Origin of the sequence: Streptomyces aurantiacus (assembly GCF_001418335.1) — a bacterium.
In the GTDB taxonomy this organism is placed as follows: domain Bacteria; phylum Actinomycetota; class Actinomycetes; order Streptomycetales; family Streptomycetaceae; genus Streptomyces; species Streptomyces aurantiacus.
In genome coordinates, this window is sequence record NZ_LIPP01000094.1 from 1 (window position 1) to 15935 (window position 15935).

The window sequence follows — 15935 nt, forward strand, 5'->3', positions numbered from 1 at the left end:
CCCCTGCCCCAGGAACGAGCCGCCCCCGCGCATAAAGGTCGGGGCGGCTCGCCCACGGCTGGGTGCCCTACTGGCCCACCCAGGCCTCGTAGCGCTACGCCCCCGGAGGCCCTGTGTCCCGCACAGTGATCGACCTCGATGACAAGGCCCTGGCCGAAGCCGCGTGCCGCCTCGGCACGAGCGGGAGGGCGGGAGGGAAGGACACTGCGAACGCCGCGCTCCGGGAGATCGTCGATCGCCGTCGGCGTGCCGAAGCTGTGGAACGGATGCGGCAGATGGTCGCTGAGGGAGAGATCGATCTCTCGGTCATCGAGGAGCCCGCTGCCTCCCAGGTCCGACTCGGTGACGTACCGGACCCGGGCTCCTCACCACCGGCCTGACCACTGTGTCGCCCTGACTACAGGAGTTCAGGGGTGCATCCGCGCCCCCTTCACCACCTTGTCCACCGCGTTGCGCGGGCCGTACACCGCGAGGCCCACCAGGTCCAGCTCCGCTGTCGGTACGGCTCGTACCGCCGCGCGGTTGTCCCGGTCGTTGCCCGTGGTGAACAGGTCCGAGGTGAACAGCGCGCGGGGCAGGGCCCGGGAGACAGCCTTGCCGTGGGCCGCCGTCAGCGTTTCCTTCGTGCCCTCGAAGACCAGCACCGGCTGGCGGAACATCGGCAGGTAGCCGACACCGTCGGCGTCCGCGTACGGCTCCCCCACCACCTCGGGGACCGACGGGCCCAGGCCGCTCACGAGGAACGCGGTCACGTTCAGCCGCTGCCACGTCTCCAGGTCCTCCCGCAGCAGGACAGCGATCTTCGTGTCGAAGCGCACGGGCGGTTCGGTGGGAACTGGTCCGGTGTGAACCGGCTCGGTGTCAGCGGGTTCCGCAGGGAGGTGTTCGGCGTTCATGGGCTGAGACTGCCGCGCCGCGTACGTTCCCGTCTTGTACGTTCTTTGCATGGTGGCCCAGCGTGAAGTCTCTGCCTGGCGCCCGCGGGTGCCGGGTGTCGTGGAGGTCTTCCACGCCCACTTCACGGAGTACGCGTATCCGATGCACGTCCATGACGCGTGGACCCTGCTGATCGTCGACGACGGCGCGGTGCGGTACGACCTCGACCGGCACGAGCACGGCACCCCGGACGGCACGGTCTCGCTGCTGCCGCCGCACATCCCGCACAACGGCTCGCCGGTCACCCCGTACGGCTTTCGCAAGCGCGTCCTGTATCTCGACCTCAGCCGGCTCGACGAGACGTACATCGGTCCGGCAGTGGACACCCCCGACCTCGTCGATCCCGTGCTGCGGCAGCGCGTCGGGCAGCTGCACACCGCTCTCGCCCACCCCGGGGACGAACTGGAGGCGGAGAGCAGGCTGGCCCTGATCGGCGAGCGGCTGCGCGGGCATCTGCGGCCCGGGATCGCCAGGGCCGCCCAGGAGGACGCAAGGGAGGACGCCCGGGGCGCCGACCGTCCCCTCGCCCACCGGCTGCGCGAGCTCCTCGACGAGCGTCTCCACGAGGGCGTGACCCTCCAGGAGGCCGCCCGCCTCGTGCACGCGCACCCCACCCACCTGGTGCGGGCGTTCAGCGGCGCCTACGGCATACCCCCGCATCAGTACCTGATGTCGCGCCGGGTGGAGCGGGCGCGTCGGCTGCTGCTGGAAGGCCGCACGCCGGGCGCGGTGGCCGCGGAGACCGGTTTCTACGACCAGTCGCATCTGAACCGTCATTTCAAGCGCCTGGTCGGGGTCGCTCCCGGGCGCTACCGCGTCAGCTCGCGCTGAGCCGACACACTGCGACCGTCAGTCGGTCGAACGCCGGGTCGGATGGCGGGTCAGGTGGCTGAACGCGTCCAGATTGCGGGTCGACTCGCCGCGCGACGTCCGCCAGGCGTACTCCTTGCGGATCGCGGACGCGAAACCCAGTTCCAGGAGAGTGTTGAAGCTGCCGTCGGCCGCCTCCAGGACCGAGCCGAGCAGCCGGTCGACCTCGTCGGCGGTGACGGCGGCCAGCGGCAGCTTGCCCGCCACATAGATGTCACCGAGCCGGTCGACCGCGTACCCCACGCCGTAGAGCCTGAGATTGCGCTCCAGGAGCCAGCGGTGCACTCCCGCCTCGTTCTCGTCCGGGTGCCGGATCACGAAGGCGTTGAGCGACAGGGAGTGCCTTCCGGCGATCAGTGAGACGGTCGTCGACAGCTTTCGGGTGCCGGGGAGCTTCACCACGAAATGGCCGGGCTCCGGGCTCTCCCACTCCAGCTCGGCGTCCTTGAGGACCTCCTCGATGGTGCTCGCCGCCCGCTCCACCACCCGCTCCACGTCAGCCATGGTGGGAGCGTACGTGACGGCGGTGTTCGTGCATCGCCGCCATGTAGACGTCCGCCGTGGCCGCGGCGGCCGTGTCCCAGCCGAAGGACTTCGCGTGCCAGGCGGCGGCCGCGCCCATCCGTTCCGCGAGCGCCCGGTTGTCGGCGAAATCGCGCAGCACGCGCGCGTAGTCGACGGGATCGTGGCCGGGCACCAAAAAGCCCGTCTCCTTGTGGCGGACCGCGACCGGCAGGCCGCCCACCGCCGCCGCGAGCACCGGCGTACCGCTCGCCTGCGCCTCTATGGCGACGAGCCCGAAGGACTCGCTGTAGGAAGGCATCACGAGGACGGACGCGGCCCGGAACCAGTCCGCGAGCTGCTCCTGGCCGACCGGCGGCCGGAAGCACACCACGTCGGCGATGCCCAGCCGCGCGGCGAGTTTCTGCAGCCCCTCCGGCTTGGCGAGGCCGCTGCCGCTCGGGCCGCCCACCACGGGCACGACGATGTGCGAACGGAGGTCGGGACGCTCCTCCAGGAGGACGGCGACCGCGCGCAGCAGCACGTCGGGGGCCTTCAGGGGCTGGATGCGGCCCGCGAAGAGCGGTATCAGGGCGTCCTGGGGGAGGCCGAGCCTGGCGCGCGCGGCGGCGCGTCCGTCGGCCGGGCGGAAGCGGTCGAGGTTCACGCCCGGATGGACGACCGCGACCTTGCTCTGCTCGGCCTCGTAGTGCCGTACGAGCTCGTCGGCCTCTTCCGCGGTGTTGGCGATGAGGCGGTCCGCGGCGCGGACGATCTGGGTCTCGCCGATGACGCGGGCGGCGGGCTCGGGGGTGTCGTCCGCGGCCAGGGCGGCGTTCTTGACCTTCGCCATGGTGTGCATCGCGTGCACCAGGGGGGTGCCCCAGCGCTCGGCGGCCAGCCAGCCGACGTGCCCGGAGAGCCAGTAGTGCGAGTGCACCAGGTCGTAGTAGCCGGGGCGGTGGCCGGCCCAGGCCTGCATCGCGCCGTGCGTGAAGGCGCACAGCTGGGCGGGCAGGTCCTCCTTGGCGAGCCCTTCGTACGGGCCGGCGTCGATGTGCCGGACCATCACGCCGGGCGCGAGCTCCACCTTGGGGGGCAGGGTCCCGGTGGTCGCGCGCGTGAAGATCTCGACCTCGATGTTGATCGCGGCGAGGCGCTGTGCCAGCTCCACGATGTAGACGTTCATGCCGCCCGCGTCGCCCGTGCCGGGCTGGTGCAGTGGTGAGGTGTGTACGGAGAGCATCGCCACGCGGCGCGGCCTGCGGTGCAGGCGGAGCCTCGAAGACGCCGCCGTCGAGCGGCGCCCGAGCCTGCTCACGTACTGACTCACGTGGCGTTCCTCTTTCTGCCTTCTACCTGCTGCGAATGTCACGGACCGTGCTGCGGGCATACCGACAGGCCCGCATGCCGGTGTACGGGCGGAAAACACCCCTCAAGTCCTTGAACACTGGAACGTCGCGCCTCATTTCCGCTTTGCCGAATCATTGCCGGTCATCGCTCAACCGTTCGAGGCTGTATTGCGTACGCGTAGGCGCGTGCGATCCTCCACGCTCACGACCGACGTCGACCACGGCGACGGCACCGACTGAGAGTTCCCACAAAGGCACCGCCTACGCTTGACCTCATGAGAGCCCGCGCAGCGACCCCCGTGGGGACGGTGACGCGCGGGACCACCAACCCGAACCGCCTCCGCCGCATGGACCGCTGGATCGCGGCCACCCACGGCGCCGAACTGCGCCGGGCCGACGATCCCCTGGCGGTCGACCTCGGATACGGCGCGGCCCCCTGGACCGCGGTGGAGCTGCTCCAGCGCCTGCGTACCGTCGCTCCACGCGCGCGCGTGGTGGGCGTCGAGATCGACCCTGCCCGGGTCGCCGCCGCGAAGCCGTACGAGCGCGACGGCCTCGAATTCCGGCACGGCGGCTTCGAGATCCCGCTGCCCGCGCGGCCGTCGCTGATCCGCGCGGCGAACGTCCTGCGGCAGTACGAGGAGGCCGAGGTCGCCGCGGTGTGGGCACGGCTGTGCGCCCGCCTGGCACCGGCGGGTGCCACCTCGCGCGGCGGGCTCCTCGTCGAGGGCACGTGCGACGAGATCGGCCGGCGGCACGTGTGGGTCGCGCTCGGCCCCGAAGGCCCGCGGACCGTCACGTTCGCCACCCGCCTCGGCTCCCTGGGCCGCCCGTCCGACCTGGCCGAACGTCTTCCCAAGGCCCTCATCCACCGCAATGTCCCGGGCGAGCCGGTGCATGCCTTCCTGCGGGACTTCGACCGCGCGTGGGCGGCCGCAGCGCCGTACGCCTCGTACGGCGCCCGTCAGCGCTGGATCCGGGCGGTCCGCGATCTGGCGGCCGACTGGCCGGTCACGGACGGGGCGCCGCGCTGGCGGCAGGGTGAAGTGACGGTGCGGTGGGAGGCGTTGGCACCGGCCACGTCCGCGTCCACGTCCGCGTAGGACCGCGAGCCGCGAGGGCGTCCGACGGGAACGATCTCGCTGAGTCGTTCGTCACATTGACGGGGAACGCGAGGGACATCAGCGGCGGGTGGGCAGTGAGGGGGAGGGAATCGGCAGGCATGAGCGGCAACGGTCGGCGGGGAAGAGGGAGTTCTTGCCCGTCTCTGTCGTATTGCGCGCCGACATGGCACCATCCCCGAGGCGTTCGTAAGTTACTGACGGTAAATCAGTTTGGGGGTCGGTTCATGGGATCCGGTATGCGGAGCCTGACCATTACGGCCATCGCCCTGGCCTGCGCGGCAACCATCCTGTCCGCGCCGGTCGTGGCCTACGCGGCCCCGACGCCGACACCCACACCGACCGCTCCGACCTCGGCTCCGGACCTGACCCCGGCCCCGAGTTCAACACCCACGAGCACCAAGGACCTCGAAGCGGTCCGCGAGAAGCTGGACGCGCTCTACCACGACGCGGCGGTCGCCACGGACGCGTACAACCTCGCCGAGGAGCGGACCGAGGAGCAGTCCTCGCAGATCGTCGGGCTCGCGCGCGAGATCGTCGAGGGCAAGGCCCGGCTGGACGATCTGAAGGAGCGCTCGGGCGCCGCGGCCCGCGCCCAGTACCGCGGCGGCGGGCTGCCGGACGAGGCGCAGTTGATGCTCAGCGACGACCCGGAGGATTTCCTGGACGGCGCGGGCCGGATCCGCCAGGGGGCGCAGGCGTCCAAGGGGCTGCTCGCCGAAATGAGCCGTACGCAACAGGACTTGGAGCAGTACGCGCGCGACGCGGCGGCCCAGTGGTCGAAGCTTGAGGCCAACCGAGAGACGAAGGCCAAGGCCAAGAAGAAGGTCAAGGAGCAGATCGCCGCCGCCGAGAAGCTTGAGTCGGAGCTGAAGAAGGAAGAGAAGCAGCGCCTGGCGAAGCTGGAGCAGCGGGCCGCGTACAAGGCGCAGACGACCTGGCTGGGCTCCGGCATCCTCGACGAGATCAGCGGCAAGGCCTCCGCCGAGGGCAAGAAAGCCGTGGCGTACGCGACGGCGCAGATCGGCAAGCCGTACGAGTGGGGCGCCGAGGGGCCGAAGACGTTCGACTGCTCCGGGCTCACCTCTCAGGCGTGGGCGGCGGCCGGGCAGGGCATTCCGCGCACCTCGCAGGAGCAGTGGAAGCAGCTCGACCGCGTCGCCGTTGAGGCCATGCGCCCCGGCGACCTCATCATCTACAACGCCGACGCCAGCCATGTGGCGATGTACATCGGCGACGGCGCGATAATCCACGCACCTCGCCCCGGTCGTACGGTGACGATCGCGGGGGCGGGCTCGATGCCGATACTCGGGGTCGTACGCCCCGACCAGTGACGCCCGCCCGGGCCGGCCGGAGAACCAGCAGGTCGGCCGGAGAGCCTGGCGGAGGGCCTAACGGCGGCCGGGGCGCTCGCTCCCCCGGTTGTGCCGGGTACCTGGTACCAGGTACCCGGTACCGGGCTCGTGCCCGTCGCCGGTGATCCTCCGCCGTCGCCAGGGTGATCGGTAACCCGGGCCCGTAACACGTGATTGGCAACACGTGATCCGTAACACGTGATATGCGGCACGTTCAGGGTCGGCGCTCAACCTCCGGGGCGTGATGTACGTCATCCCGTACGAGCACGCGTCGTGCCCAATTGCGGTACGGGATGCGGCATATGACGGTGGCTGTTTTCAACGCGTCCGGCCCGCCGCCATTCCTTTGTGACGGCGCCTGACGCTATGGTCCCCGTCGGTGGATCGAGATCCCTCGACCCGCCGTGCCCTCAGGGGGAGGGAAGGAACCCAAGACGATGCCCGTACCCGTACCGCGGCAGAGAGCGATCCCCGCCGTGGAAGGTGGACAGGCCCATGCCGCGTCCCCATCCGGTGGACCGGCACAGTCCGAGCCCGCACCCGGCACCCTGTCCGGCCAGGAACCGTCCTCGACGAGGCACGGCACAGACGGCCACGCCTCCCACGGCGACGACGACACCGACCACAGAGGCGGTGTCCACCACGGCAGTGCCGGCAACGGCACGGCCCCGCTGACGCTGCTCGTGATCGAGGACGACCCGGCCGGCGCGCTGACCGTGCCCGAGCTCCGGGACGCGGCAGGCAAGCAGATCCGTGTCCGTACCGCCCGCAACCTCACCGAGGCCGAGCGGCTGCTCACCGACGACATCCAGTGCATCCTGCTCGACCTCGCACTCCGGACGCCCGGTCCGACGGCTACGGCCGAGGAGACGGGGACAGACGCGGGGGCGGCAGTTGCGGAGGCGGGGGCGGCTGCGGCGGACGACGAGCTGGCCACGCTCAAGCATGTGCTGCGGCTCGCGCCCCGGCATGCCGTACTCGCGCTCACCGCGTCCGAGGACACCGAGCTCGGCGCGGAAGCAGTGCGCGTCGGAGCCCAGGACTACCTCTTCCACGACGAGCTGGACGGCCGGCTGCTGAGCCGCGCCATCCGCTACGCGGTGGAGCGCAAGCGTTCCGACCGGGCCGAGCGACGGCTGACCGAGTCCAAGCTGCGCGCGCAGGAGAACGCGCGGCTGGAGCGCGGGCTGCTGCCCACGCCGCTTCTGGAGGGCTCCTCGCTGCGGTTCGCCGCGCGCTACCGGCCCGGCCGCTCGCGCGCGCTGCTCGGCGGCGACTTCTACGACACGGTCCGCACCCCCGACGGCACCGTGCACGCCATGATCGGCGACGTCTGCGGTCACGGCCCCGACGAGGCCGCGCTCGGTGTGGAGCTGCGGATCGCCTGGCGCGCGCTGACGCTGGCGGGCCTGTGCGGCGACCGGCTGCTGTCGACGCTGCAGCAGGTCCTGGAGCACGAGCGCGACAGCGACGAGATCTTCGCGACGCTCTGCACGGTGGACATCGCCCCGGACGGCCGCAGCGCGGGCCTGTGCCTGGCGGGCCATCCCGCGCCACTGATCTCACACCCGGCCCGCTCCAGGGCCCTGGTCGGAGCCGACGGAATCGACGGAACTGACGGGGTCGCCGGGCTTGACGGGGTCGCCGGGATCGACGGGACTGCCGGGGCCGACCGGGTCGAGGCGCCGCCCGTCGCCCACCTGCTGCCGTACGAGAACGGCGGCCCGGCGCTCGGTCTGCTGCCGAATGCCCGGTGGCCGCGCCAGCAGGTGGAGCTGGGCGACAGGTGGAGCCTGATGCTCTACACGGACGGCCTGATAGAGGGCCGCACCGGCGAGGGCAAGGAGCGGCTGGGCCAGGACGGGATGGTGGACATGGTCCGCCGCCAGCTGGCACAGGGCCTGCGCGGCGAGGAACTGCTGCGGGCCGCCGTGAACGAGGTACGGGACCTCAACGGCGGAGAGCTGACGGACGACGTAGCGGTGCTGCTGCTGGACCGCGTGACGTAAGGCGCCGGTTCCGGTGAGACGGTGGTCGCCGGTGTGGACGTAACCACCGGTATTCGAGGGGGCTCGGGGCCCGTCGAAGTCTCTGGCCTCAGCGAAGGCGGGGGCCTCCTCACGAAGGCCCTGACCTCATCGAAGGGCTGGGCCCCTCGGCAGAACCGGGACCCTGGGGCCTGGGGCTCAGCAGAACAGGGGCCTGGGGCTCGGGGGCTGCTCAGCGCCCGCCGTTGTAGGGCCCGTACGGACCATCGCTGCTGCTTCCGCCCCGCCGGCCGCCGCGACCGCCGCCCGAGACCTGCTGGAGGGCGGGCCGGACGTCCACGAAGAAGACGATCGTGGCGATGAGCCCGGCGATCTGCAGGAAGAGCATGGGCACCAGAAGATTCACGGCCACCGTGACACCGAGAATGATCAGCCAGAACATCTTGCTCTGCTTGTTCGCGGCGCGGTAGGCGTCATCGCGGGCCAGACCGGCCATGACGAGCGCCGCCACCGCCAGCAGCAGCATGGCGGTGAAGAGCAGCCACATAAGGCCGCCGAATGCTGTCAAGAGCACTTTGCCCACCACCCGAGTCGAGTCGTCGTCCCTACGCGGTCACCGTACCCGCAGAACGGGCCAGGAACTCCGATAGTGCCCGGAGTGCCCGACCCGTTCACGTGACACGGGTCCGTTGTCATGGCGTACGTCCGTTGCGACGTACGTCGTGGCCGCTCGCTTCCACCCACTTCGCGGATGGGGTCCTACTTCCTACTTAGCGGGCGGCGTCGACTTCTTGGCCGTGGCGGTGGTCTTACGGGCGGCCGGAGCCTTCTTGGCCGGGGCCTTCTTCGCCGGGGCGGGCACGGCCTTGGCCTCGGCGGGCTTCTCGGCCTTGACCTCGGCCGGCTCGGGGTTCGGCTCGACGGCGACAGCCAGTTCCTCGATCTCCTCGGCCGTCTCGCCGCGCCAGGTCTTCACGGTCTGCTCACCGTGCTCGGCGACCTTCTCGTACGTCTCGCGCGCCTTCACGGCGTACTCGGCGGCGACGCCGACACCGCGCAGGGCGAGGTCCTGAGCCGTCTCACCGATCTTCTTCAGGTCGGTGTCCAGCGTGCTCATGAACCCGTTCACCTTGGTCTGAAGGGTCTCCTGCGCCTCCTTGGCGCGGGCGGCGGCCTTCTCCTGGACGGCGTTGGGGTCGATGTTCCGAACGGCGTCGACGCGAGCCGGCGCCTCGGCACGCAACTGCTCGACGAGGCCCGGCACCTTCTTGGCCTGCTGGATGGCCAGCTCGGCGGTACCGGCGGCGAAGTAGAGCGGGGTCGGGTCGCTGAAGGTCTTACGCAGGTCGTCGGTGATGGCCATGGTGATGGTCCTCCCGGAATTCGCTATCGCGTGGGGCGTGAGGGTCTTGTCTGTAGGTACTTCGGTTACTTCGTTGCTTCGGTACTTCGGTTACTTCGGCATGTGGGTATTTCGTTACTCCGCTGATCCGTGGCCGGCCGACCGGTTCAGGAAGGGGGCCGATCACGCCGCACCCGGCCGCGCCGGACGCGGTCAGCTCGCGGAGGACTGCTGGTCATTCGTGTCTTGCAGGTCGGGCAGGTCGTGCGGGTCGTGCGGGTCGTTCTGCGCGGCATCGCTGTCGTCGGCCGGGTGGGCCCTGTCAACGACGGGGTCTTCGGCGTCTCCGTCCAGAGCGTCCTCGACGGCCTTGATCTCGAATCCGTTCTCCTTGCGGAAGGACTCGTAGATCTGGAGCAGCACCTGCTTCTGCCGCTCGGTGAGCGTCGGGTCGGCGAGGATGACGGCGCGTGTCTCCACCTCGTCCCGGTCGCGCTCGGCGTCGAGGATGCCGGCACGGACGTACAGCGTCTCGGCGGAGATCCGCAGGGCCTTGGCGACCTGCTGCAACACCTCCGCGCTCGGCTTGCGCAGCCCGCGCTCGATCTGGCTCAGATACGGGTTGGACACCCCGGCGGCCTCGGCGAGCTGCCGCAGACTCAGCTGCGCGTTGCGCCGCTGGTCCCGCAGGTACTCACCAAGATTGCCGACGTTGAGCGTTGCCATGCCCCTACCCTGCATCACCCGCGCTAACTATTGCAAGCACCTGCTTGCAATAGTGCGCTACGCCACTCGTACGGCCGAAGCCGGCCTGTACCTGTACGGCCCACCGGCCTGTCTCTGTGTAGTCGAGGCAGTCCCGGTCGTCGTAAGGCATCTGGTGGCACGTCTCGTTCGATCTCAGGCATCCGGTGCGGTGCCTCGTGTGGTGGGCCGCTTGAGGTGATGTGGCCGGTCCGGTTCGAGTCGGCTGAGCAGGTGCGTGCTTCCCCGTCGCACCGGGGGCAGCGCCATTTTTCGGGTTGGTACTGGGCTGCGACCAGCGCGGAATCGGGGGGGCACGAGTCGCGGGTGGAGCTGAGCCACTTGATGCGGCTGGATGCCGAGCCGGAGGTGGGCGGGCTGGTCTCGCAGCCGTTTCGGTTGTCGTGGCGGTATGACGGCCGGAGTCGGCGGGTCAGCCACACGCTGGATCACTTCGTGCGCCGCCGGGACGGCGGGCGGAGCGGGTCTGCAGACTCCGGCGTTGTCAGGTGTGTCAGGTGTGTCAGGTGTGTCAGGTTCGCAGGCCGCCAGAGGCGGTGAGGCGCTCTCCGGTGACCCATGCGGCGTCGTCGGAGGCGAAGAAGACCGCCGCCCGCGCCAGGTCCGCGGGCTGACCGATACGGCCCAAGGGGGTGCGCCCGATCATGTCCGTCTCGGCGTCACTGCCGATGAAGCCGGCCGCGTGGATACCTTCCGTCTCCACACCACCAGGGGCCAGGGTGTTCACTCGGATCCCGCGAGGGCCGAGCTCGGCGGCCAGGACTCGCGTCAAGGCGTCGACGGCGCCCTTCGTCGCGGCGTACACCGACATCCCCGGCACCGCGCGGGCGCTGTCCAGCGATCCGATGTTGATGACCGACCCGCCGTCGGGCCCGAAGTACTTGAGGGCTTCCTGGATCGTACGGATCGGTCCGGTCACGTTGACGGAAAGCTGCCGGTCGATCTCCTGCTGCGTGACGGTCTCCAGCGGCTGTGCGTGATAGACACCGGCATTGTTGACGAGGATGTCGAACCGGCCGTACGCGTCTACGGTCCTGGCGAAGAGGCGCTCGACATCCCGCGCCACCGACACGTCGCCCTGTACGCCGATCGCGGTCCCCCCTCGCGCCTGGATGTCCTGCACCACCCGCTCGGCGTCGGCGGCACTGGAGGCGTAGTTGACCACGACCGACGCTCCGGCCGCAGCGAATTCCCGCGCGATGCCCGCCCCGATGCCCTTGGAAGCACCCGTCACGAGCGCGACCTTTCCCGCCAGTCTCGAATCGGCGTTCTTCGGCGGTACTCCGTCACCGCGACCAACACCTGTCTGATTTGCCATTTGCCATTTCCGTCCATTTAGTGAGCGTCCGGGTGACGCGGGCCTCCGGGGCACCTGCACCGCTTTCGGCGGCGGCGATCCACCGGATATGCGCCACGCTAGGATCCGCGAGACATAGAGGCAAATAGTGTCAGCACATGCCTGAGATTGACATTGTCTATGCCGCCGGAAAGTGGAAGCGGATGCACCTGCCGCTGCGGCAACACGAATACGTTCTGGCTGTGGCCGAATAAGGCTCCATGACAGCGACTGCTGAGCGTCTGCGCGTCACGCAGCCGTCCTTGTCGCAGCAGATCGGCACTTTTGGAAAAGCACCTCGGTGTGCAGCTGTTCGCTCGGACATCGGGCGGGGTAGCTGGTCGAAGAGCTGGGCGTTCGTGTGCTGCCGCGCTTGCTGTTCACGTTCAGCAATCTCAGCGGCCTGAGCCCTCACTGGCTCGGTGTGCACGAAGCCGTGGTGCCGGACGCCGTGGTCCCCGATCCCGATGAGGTCGCCTGGCTTGGCTGGCTGAGCGAGTCGGAGCTCGGCTCGGCCTTGCGGGAGTGGCGCTTCACCCCTGACAGTCACGAGGCCTTCAGCCGGTATCTCGCGTTCCGGACCGCGCCCTCCTGATCTTTCTCACCTTGTGGGTCTACTCGGAGCGGCTCGGGCAGCCGGCCGCGGTGGCTGTTCCGAAGCCGTCGTCCGGAGCGTCGGGGGCTGGGGGCACGCATCTGTGCGTGCTCATCCAGATGCCGGCCGACTCCAGGAGCGGTTCAGGGGTGCCCTCGGTGCGGAACGTGAAAGCGGTCCCGGTCGGTTCTGTCCGCAGCGCCGTCTGCCCTGGCGGTTGGTTCAGGGTGACCGACTGCCAACGGCATCCCGTCGCTTCGAGAGCCGAGGTGATCTCGCGGTGGGTCAGCTGCCCCGGGTGGGAGACGACTGTCCCTGGCTGGTGGGGGTCCGGGAGGCTGATCGTGTCGCGCCAGGTCTGGACGCACATCGACGTGATGAGGCGGCAGCGGCAGACGCAGAGCTCGACGTCGCCGTAGGAGAACAGGTGCGGCCAACGGCGTCGCTTACTGACGCGGCCGATGTCCCACGGCGGGCCCAGCGTCGCCGCGATGTCCGTGAGGGATACGCCGTAGCGCAGCGGACCGATGGCTCCCGTCGAGCCGAGTCCCTCGTCGCTGCCGCCAGGTCCTCCTGAAGGAATGTGCACCGGACCGACCTGAACAGAACCTGTAGTTGAACTCGCTGAACTCGTTGACCTCATTGACCTTCACCTTGGGACAGGCCGCAGCATCGGTCGGGCCGGGTGACGTGCTCGGCATGAGGGAGGAGGGCCAGCATGGGGTTGTCGACCATCGGTGTCGTGCACGAAGGCAGCTTCGCGTTGCATCGGATCCGCTTCCAGGAACTCATCAGGCAAGCCGACGCATACCGGCTCGCCCAGCGAGCCAGAAGCGCCGAAAGTCCCGTACCGGCTTCGCGGCGCCTGTTGGCCCGGCTCCGGGGGTGACCGACCACGCCGCCCGCCCCTGTGCGCCAAGCCGCTCGATGCGATGCCGGAAGAGCAGCTGCCCATGGAGCCATGGAAGCCGTTGGCTACCAGATGATGACCCCGCCCCCGACATCCGACGCCCGCCGGGCCGCGTCCACGATGTTGTCCAGGCGCCGGCTCACGTCGTCGGCGCGCTGGGAGGGGGACTGCCGCGGTCCCGTCTCCGGTGCCGCCCGCAGGTGCTCCGCGATCCGCGCCAGGTGCGTACGGACGAGGTCGCACTCGGCGATGAAGTCGGCCACCTCGTCCGGTGCCACGGTGAGGTCCTCGGTGGCCAGCCGCGGCAGGAACCGCGCACCCAGCGCGCGGACCGGTTCGGACCCCCACACCTCGGTACGCCAACATTCCCGGCCCGCCGCATCGGAGCTTCCCGGCGGAACGTCCAGCACCTCGATGCCGCCCTCCGCAAGGGGCACATACACATCGACCGACAGACTCATGGCAGGGAGTCGACCACGGACGGGTGTCGGCGGTCCACCGCGAACCGGTCACTGTCACCGAACGGGGTTGCACCACGGACCGACCGGACGTGCACCCACCGGCCGTGCACCCACCAACCGGAGGGCGACCAGCCGGAGGCTGACCGGGGCCGTCCGAGGGCGACCGCCCCGGAGCCAACGGAGCTGTATTCGGTTTCGCCGAATACAAAGCATTGCCTGCACGCACGAATTCCCTTAACCTTTCCCCCGTGACTGCCGGGTCGGCCATGGGCCAACAAACAGTAGGGTTCCCGGCCTCCGAGTGAGGCCCGGGCGGGCCAGAGGGCCGCCCTTTTCCAGCGCGCACCGCGCCACCACCCCACCGCCCCCATGGGCATGCCTCCTTACGTCCTCCTTGGATGTAACCCCAGGCATATCCCCCCATGGGCCCGCTGCCGTGCGCCCACACACTTCACTACCCAACGCACCCGCACACTTCACCACCCAATTCGCCGCGTGGCGATTCACCATGCCATTTTCCGGAATGCACCGAGAAGAAAGAAGAGAATGCCCAACGAATTCAACCAGCAGGTCATCGAGGAATTCCGGGCCAACGCCGGGCAGGTCGGCGACCACTTCGAGGGGGCCCGGCTGCTTCTGCTCACCACCACGGGGGCCCGTTCCGGCGACCGGCACACCACACCGGTCGGCTACTACCCCGACGGAGACGGCAGGGTGCTGGTCATCGCCTCGGCCGGCGGTGCGCCGAAGCATCCGGACTGGTTCCACAATCTCGTCGCGTACCCGCACGTCACCGTCGAGTCAGGGGTGTTCACGTACGAGGCCAAGGCCGAAGTCCTGAACGGTGCCGACCGCGACGACGCCTTCGCCCGTGCGGTCGAGGCCGACTCCGGCTGGGCGGAGTACCAGGCCGGGACCAGCCAGGTGATCCCGGTCGTCGCGCTTCACCCGATCGCACACAGCGGCCCGCCGGACATCAACGCCTCCTCCATGGGCCAGATCATCAAGGCGGTACACGACGCGTTCCGCCGCGAACTCGTCCTGATCCGCCGGGAGATCGACGAGGCGGGCGCGACACTCGGGGCCCAACTCCGCGTCAACTGCCTGGCCTTCTGCCAGGGCCTGCACAACCACCACACCGGCGAGGACACCATCTTGTTTCCGTTCCTGGCCGACCGCCGCCCCGGGCTCGACCCGACCATGGACCGCCTGCGTGCGGAGCACGAGAACATCGCCGCCCTGACAGCCGAGTTGAAGCAGGTGATCGGCAGCGGCTCGGCGGACACCCGGCACGTACGCGACGAGGTCGAGCGGCTCACCGCAGCCCTGGAAGCGCATCTCGCGTACGAGGAGGCGCAGTTGATCCCCGCCCTCGACGCGTCGGCCGGGCCGGTCTCCGGCAGTTCCTAGAAGGCGCTCGGAAGCGGGGTCACAGCCTGGTGTTCTTCCACGATCCGGGGGTGTCGTAGATCTGCTGCAGCAGTGCGTCGAAGATCTTGTTGTCGAAGAGCATGCCGTAGTACTCCACGGTGATCCGCTTGCCGTTGATCACAGCGGTGGGTGTTCCCGGTCCTTCGGGCTCCTCGGCTCCCCCGGCCCGCTCGTACGCCTTCTCGGAGGCGGTCACGAAGGTGCGGTACTTCATGGTCTTCACGGCCGTGTCGAACGCCGGGCCGCGCAGGCCTTCCACCTCGTCGGCCAGTTCCAGCAGATTGGCGGTGGTGTAGCCGTCGACGCTCTCCTCGGGCTGGTTGGCGAAAAGCACCTCGTGGTACTCCACGAACTTGCCCTCCCCCAGCGCGGCACGCAGGGCGTTGGCCGCCTTCTTGGAGCCACTGCCGCCGACCCTGTCGTCCAGGAAGGAGGCGAGGGTGTACTCGGTCTTCACCTGCCCGTCGATCATCGCTTTCCGCAACGCCCGGGCGCCGCCGGTGGTCTCGAACTCCTCGCACACCGGACAGCGCAGATCCTCGTACAGCCTGACCGTCACCCTCGCGTCCGGATCACCCACCAGGATGGTGGTGCCGTCCTTGCCGAGCTTCTCCGGCAGTTCCTGCGCGCTCTCGAACCCGGCCCCAGAGCCGGCCCCCGACCCGGCCCCGTACTCGGCCTGACCGCACCCCGCCAGCGTCAGCATCGCCACGCACAGCACGGCCCACCGCCCCCCACGCACCATGCGTCATCCCCTCCCCAGAGAACAGCGTGACCATAGACCATTCCCACAACAAACACACAGTTCATTGCGCCCCAACTGCCCCTGCCGCAACGCCTGATGGCGCCTGCTGTGGAAGCCTCGCTCACTCGAACGGCAACGGCCGCGCATGTACGACGTCCAGCCTGGACACCGCCCGCGTCAGTACGACATACAGCCGATGCAGCCCTCGCCCGTCCCCACCCTTGCCT

The 15935-nt window shown here is 69.5% G+C and carries 16 protein-coding genes and 1 pseudogene; 7 read left to right on the forward strand and 10 right to left on the reverse strand.

Annotated features, from left to right (window positions below):
- The first annotated feature begins 113 nt into the window (after positions 1–113).
- The gene (locus tag AOK01_RS13765; protein WP_055511299.1) at positions 114–380 is read left to right on the forward strand and encodes a DUF2191 domain-containing protein; all 267 of its coding nucleotides are present in this window, start codon (positions 114–116) and stop codon (positions 378–380) included.
- Between the two features lie 27 nt (positions 381–407).
- Here the strand turns inward: AOK01_RS13765 and AOK01_RS13770 are convergent, their stop codons facing one another.
- Positions 408–947, reverse strand: coding sequence for a DUF2000 domain-containing protein (locus tag AOK01_RS13770; RefSeq protein ID WP_169800132.1), 540 nt, complete (start codon positions 945–947; stop codon positions 408–410).
- Here AOK01_RS13770 and AOK01_RS13775 point away from each other — a divergent pair.
- Positions 946–1767 carry a helix-turn-helix transcriptional regulator gene (locus AOK01_RS13775; protein WP_055511302.1) on the forward strand — a complete coding sequence of 274 codons (822 nt, stop codon included), beginning with the start codon at positions 946–948 and terminating at the stop codon, positions 1765–1767. The genes AOK01_RS13770 and AOK01_RS13775 overlap by 2 nt on opposite strands.
- Before the next feature lie 18 nt (positions 1768–1785).
- Here the strand turns inward: AOK01_RS13775 and AOK01_RS13780 are convergent, their stop codons facing one another.
- A complete protein-coding gene (locus AOK01_RS13780; protein ID WP_055511304.1) occupies positions 1786–2310 on the reverse strand; it encodes a type III secretion system chaperone family protein in 525 nt (174 codons plus the stop codon).
- Entirely contained in the window at positions 2303–3640 is a 1338-nt protein-coding gene (gene mshA, locus AOK01_RS13785; protein ID WP_055511305.1) for a D-inositol-3-phosphate glycosyltransferase, read from the reverse strand. Before mshA ends, AOK01_RS13780 begins: the two co-directional genes overlap by 8 nt.
- Positions 3641–3934: 294 nt before the next feature.
- On the opposite strand from mshA, the gene AOK01_RS13790 reads away from it, so the two are divergent.
- The 3 genes from AOK01_RS13790 to AOK01_RS13800 all read left to right on the forward strand — a co-directional run bounded on the left by AOK01_RS13790 (position 3935) and on the right by AOK01_RS13800 (position 8144).
- Entirely contained in the window at positions 3935–4762 is an 828-nt protein-coding gene (locus tag AOK01_RS13790) for a class I SAM-dependent methyltransferase (RefSeq protein WP_107099809.1), read from the forward strand.
- Positions 4763–5007: 245 nt separating this feature from the next.
- Positions 5008–6114 carry a C40 family peptidase gene (locus tag AOK01_RS13795; protein ID WP_055511309.1) on the forward strand — a complete coding sequence of 369 codons (1107 nt, stop codon included), beginning with the start codon at positions 5008–5010 and terminating at the stop codon, positions 6112–6114.
- Positions 6115–6572: 458 nt separating this feature from the next.
- A complete protein-coding gene (locus tag AOK01_RS13800) occupies positions 6573–8144 on the forward strand; it encodes a PP2C family protein-serine/threonine phosphatase (RefSeq protein ID WP_055511310.1) in 1572 nt (523 codons plus the stop codon).
- A gap of 211 nt (positions 8145–8355) precedes the next feature.
- Here the strand turns inward: AOK01_RS13800 and AOK01_RS13805 are convergent, their stop codons facing one another.
- From AOK01_RS13805 to AOK01_RS13825, 4 genes are all read right to left on the reverse strand, one after another.
- The gene (locus AOK01_RS13805; protein WP_055511324.1) at positions 8356–8697 is read right to left on the reverse strand and encodes a DUF2516 family protein; all 342 of its coding nucleotides are present in this window, start codon (positions 8695–8697) and stop codon (positions 8356–8358) included.
- Between the two features lie 192 nt (positions 8698–8889).
- On the reverse strand, positions 8890–9486 hold the full coding sequence (locus tag AOK01_RS13810; protein ID WP_055511312.1) for a hypothetical protein: 597 nt from the start codon (positions 9484–9486) through the stop codon (positions 8890–8892).
- 192 nt (positions 9487–9678) lie between these two features.
- On the reverse strand, positions 9679–10191 hold the full coding sequence (locus AOK01_RS13815) for a helix-turn-helix domain-containing protein (protein WP_055511314.1): 513 nt from the start codon (positions 10189–10191) through the stop codon (positions 9679–9681).
- A gap of 550 nt (positions 10192–10741) precedes the next feature.
- Positions 10742–11548: an SDR family NAD(P)-dependent oxidoreductase gene (locus AOK01_RS13825; protein WP_055511316.1), complete on the reverse strand. Its 807-nt coding sequence runs from the start codon at positions 11546–11548 to the stop codon at positions 10742–10744.
- A gap of 355 nt (positions 11549–11903) precedes the next feature.
- On the opposite strand from AOK01_RS13825, the pseudogene AOK01_RS13830 reads away from it, so the two are divergent.
- Positions 11904–12161: pseudogene (locus AOK01_RS13830) on the forward strand (NUDIX hydrolase); the annotation flags it as partial.
- 19 nt (positions 12162–12180) lie between these two features.
- Here AOK01_RS13830 and AOK01_RS13835 read toward each other — a convergent pair.
- Together AOK01_RS13835 and AOK01_RS13840 are read right to left on the reverse strand one after the other, a co-directional pair.
- On the reverse strand, positions 12181–12750 hold the full coding sequence (locus AOK01_RS13835) for a hypothetical protein (protein WP_245702239.1): 570 nt from the start codon (positions 12748–12750) through the stop codon (positions 12181–12183).
- A gap of 386 nt (positions 12751–13136) precedes the next feature.
- Positions 13137–13532 (reverse strand): hypothetical protein, encoded by a 396-nt coding sequence (locus tag AOK01_RS13840; RefSeq protein ID WP_055511318.1) that lies wholly within the window; start codon positions 13530–13532, stop codon positions 13137–13139.
- Positions 13533–14078: 546 nt separating this feature from the next.
- On the opposite strand from AOK01_RS13840, the gene AOK01_RS13845 reads away from it, so the two are divergent.
- Positions 14079–14942 (forward strand): nitroreductase/quinone reductase family protein, encoded by an 864-nt coding sequence (locus tag AOK01_RS13845; RefSeq protein WP_055511320.1) that lies wholly within the window; start codon positions 14079–14081, stop codon positions 14940–14942.
- 19 nt (positions 14943–14961) lie between these two features.
- On the opposite strand, the gene AOK01_RS13850 is transcribed toward AOK01_RS13845, so the two are convergent.
- A complete protein-coding gene (locus AOK01_RS13850) occupies positions 14962–15708 on the reverse strand; it encodes a DsbA family protein (protein WP_245702240.1) in 747 nt (248 codons plus the stop codon).
- Positions 15709–15935 lie beyond the last annotated feature (227 nt).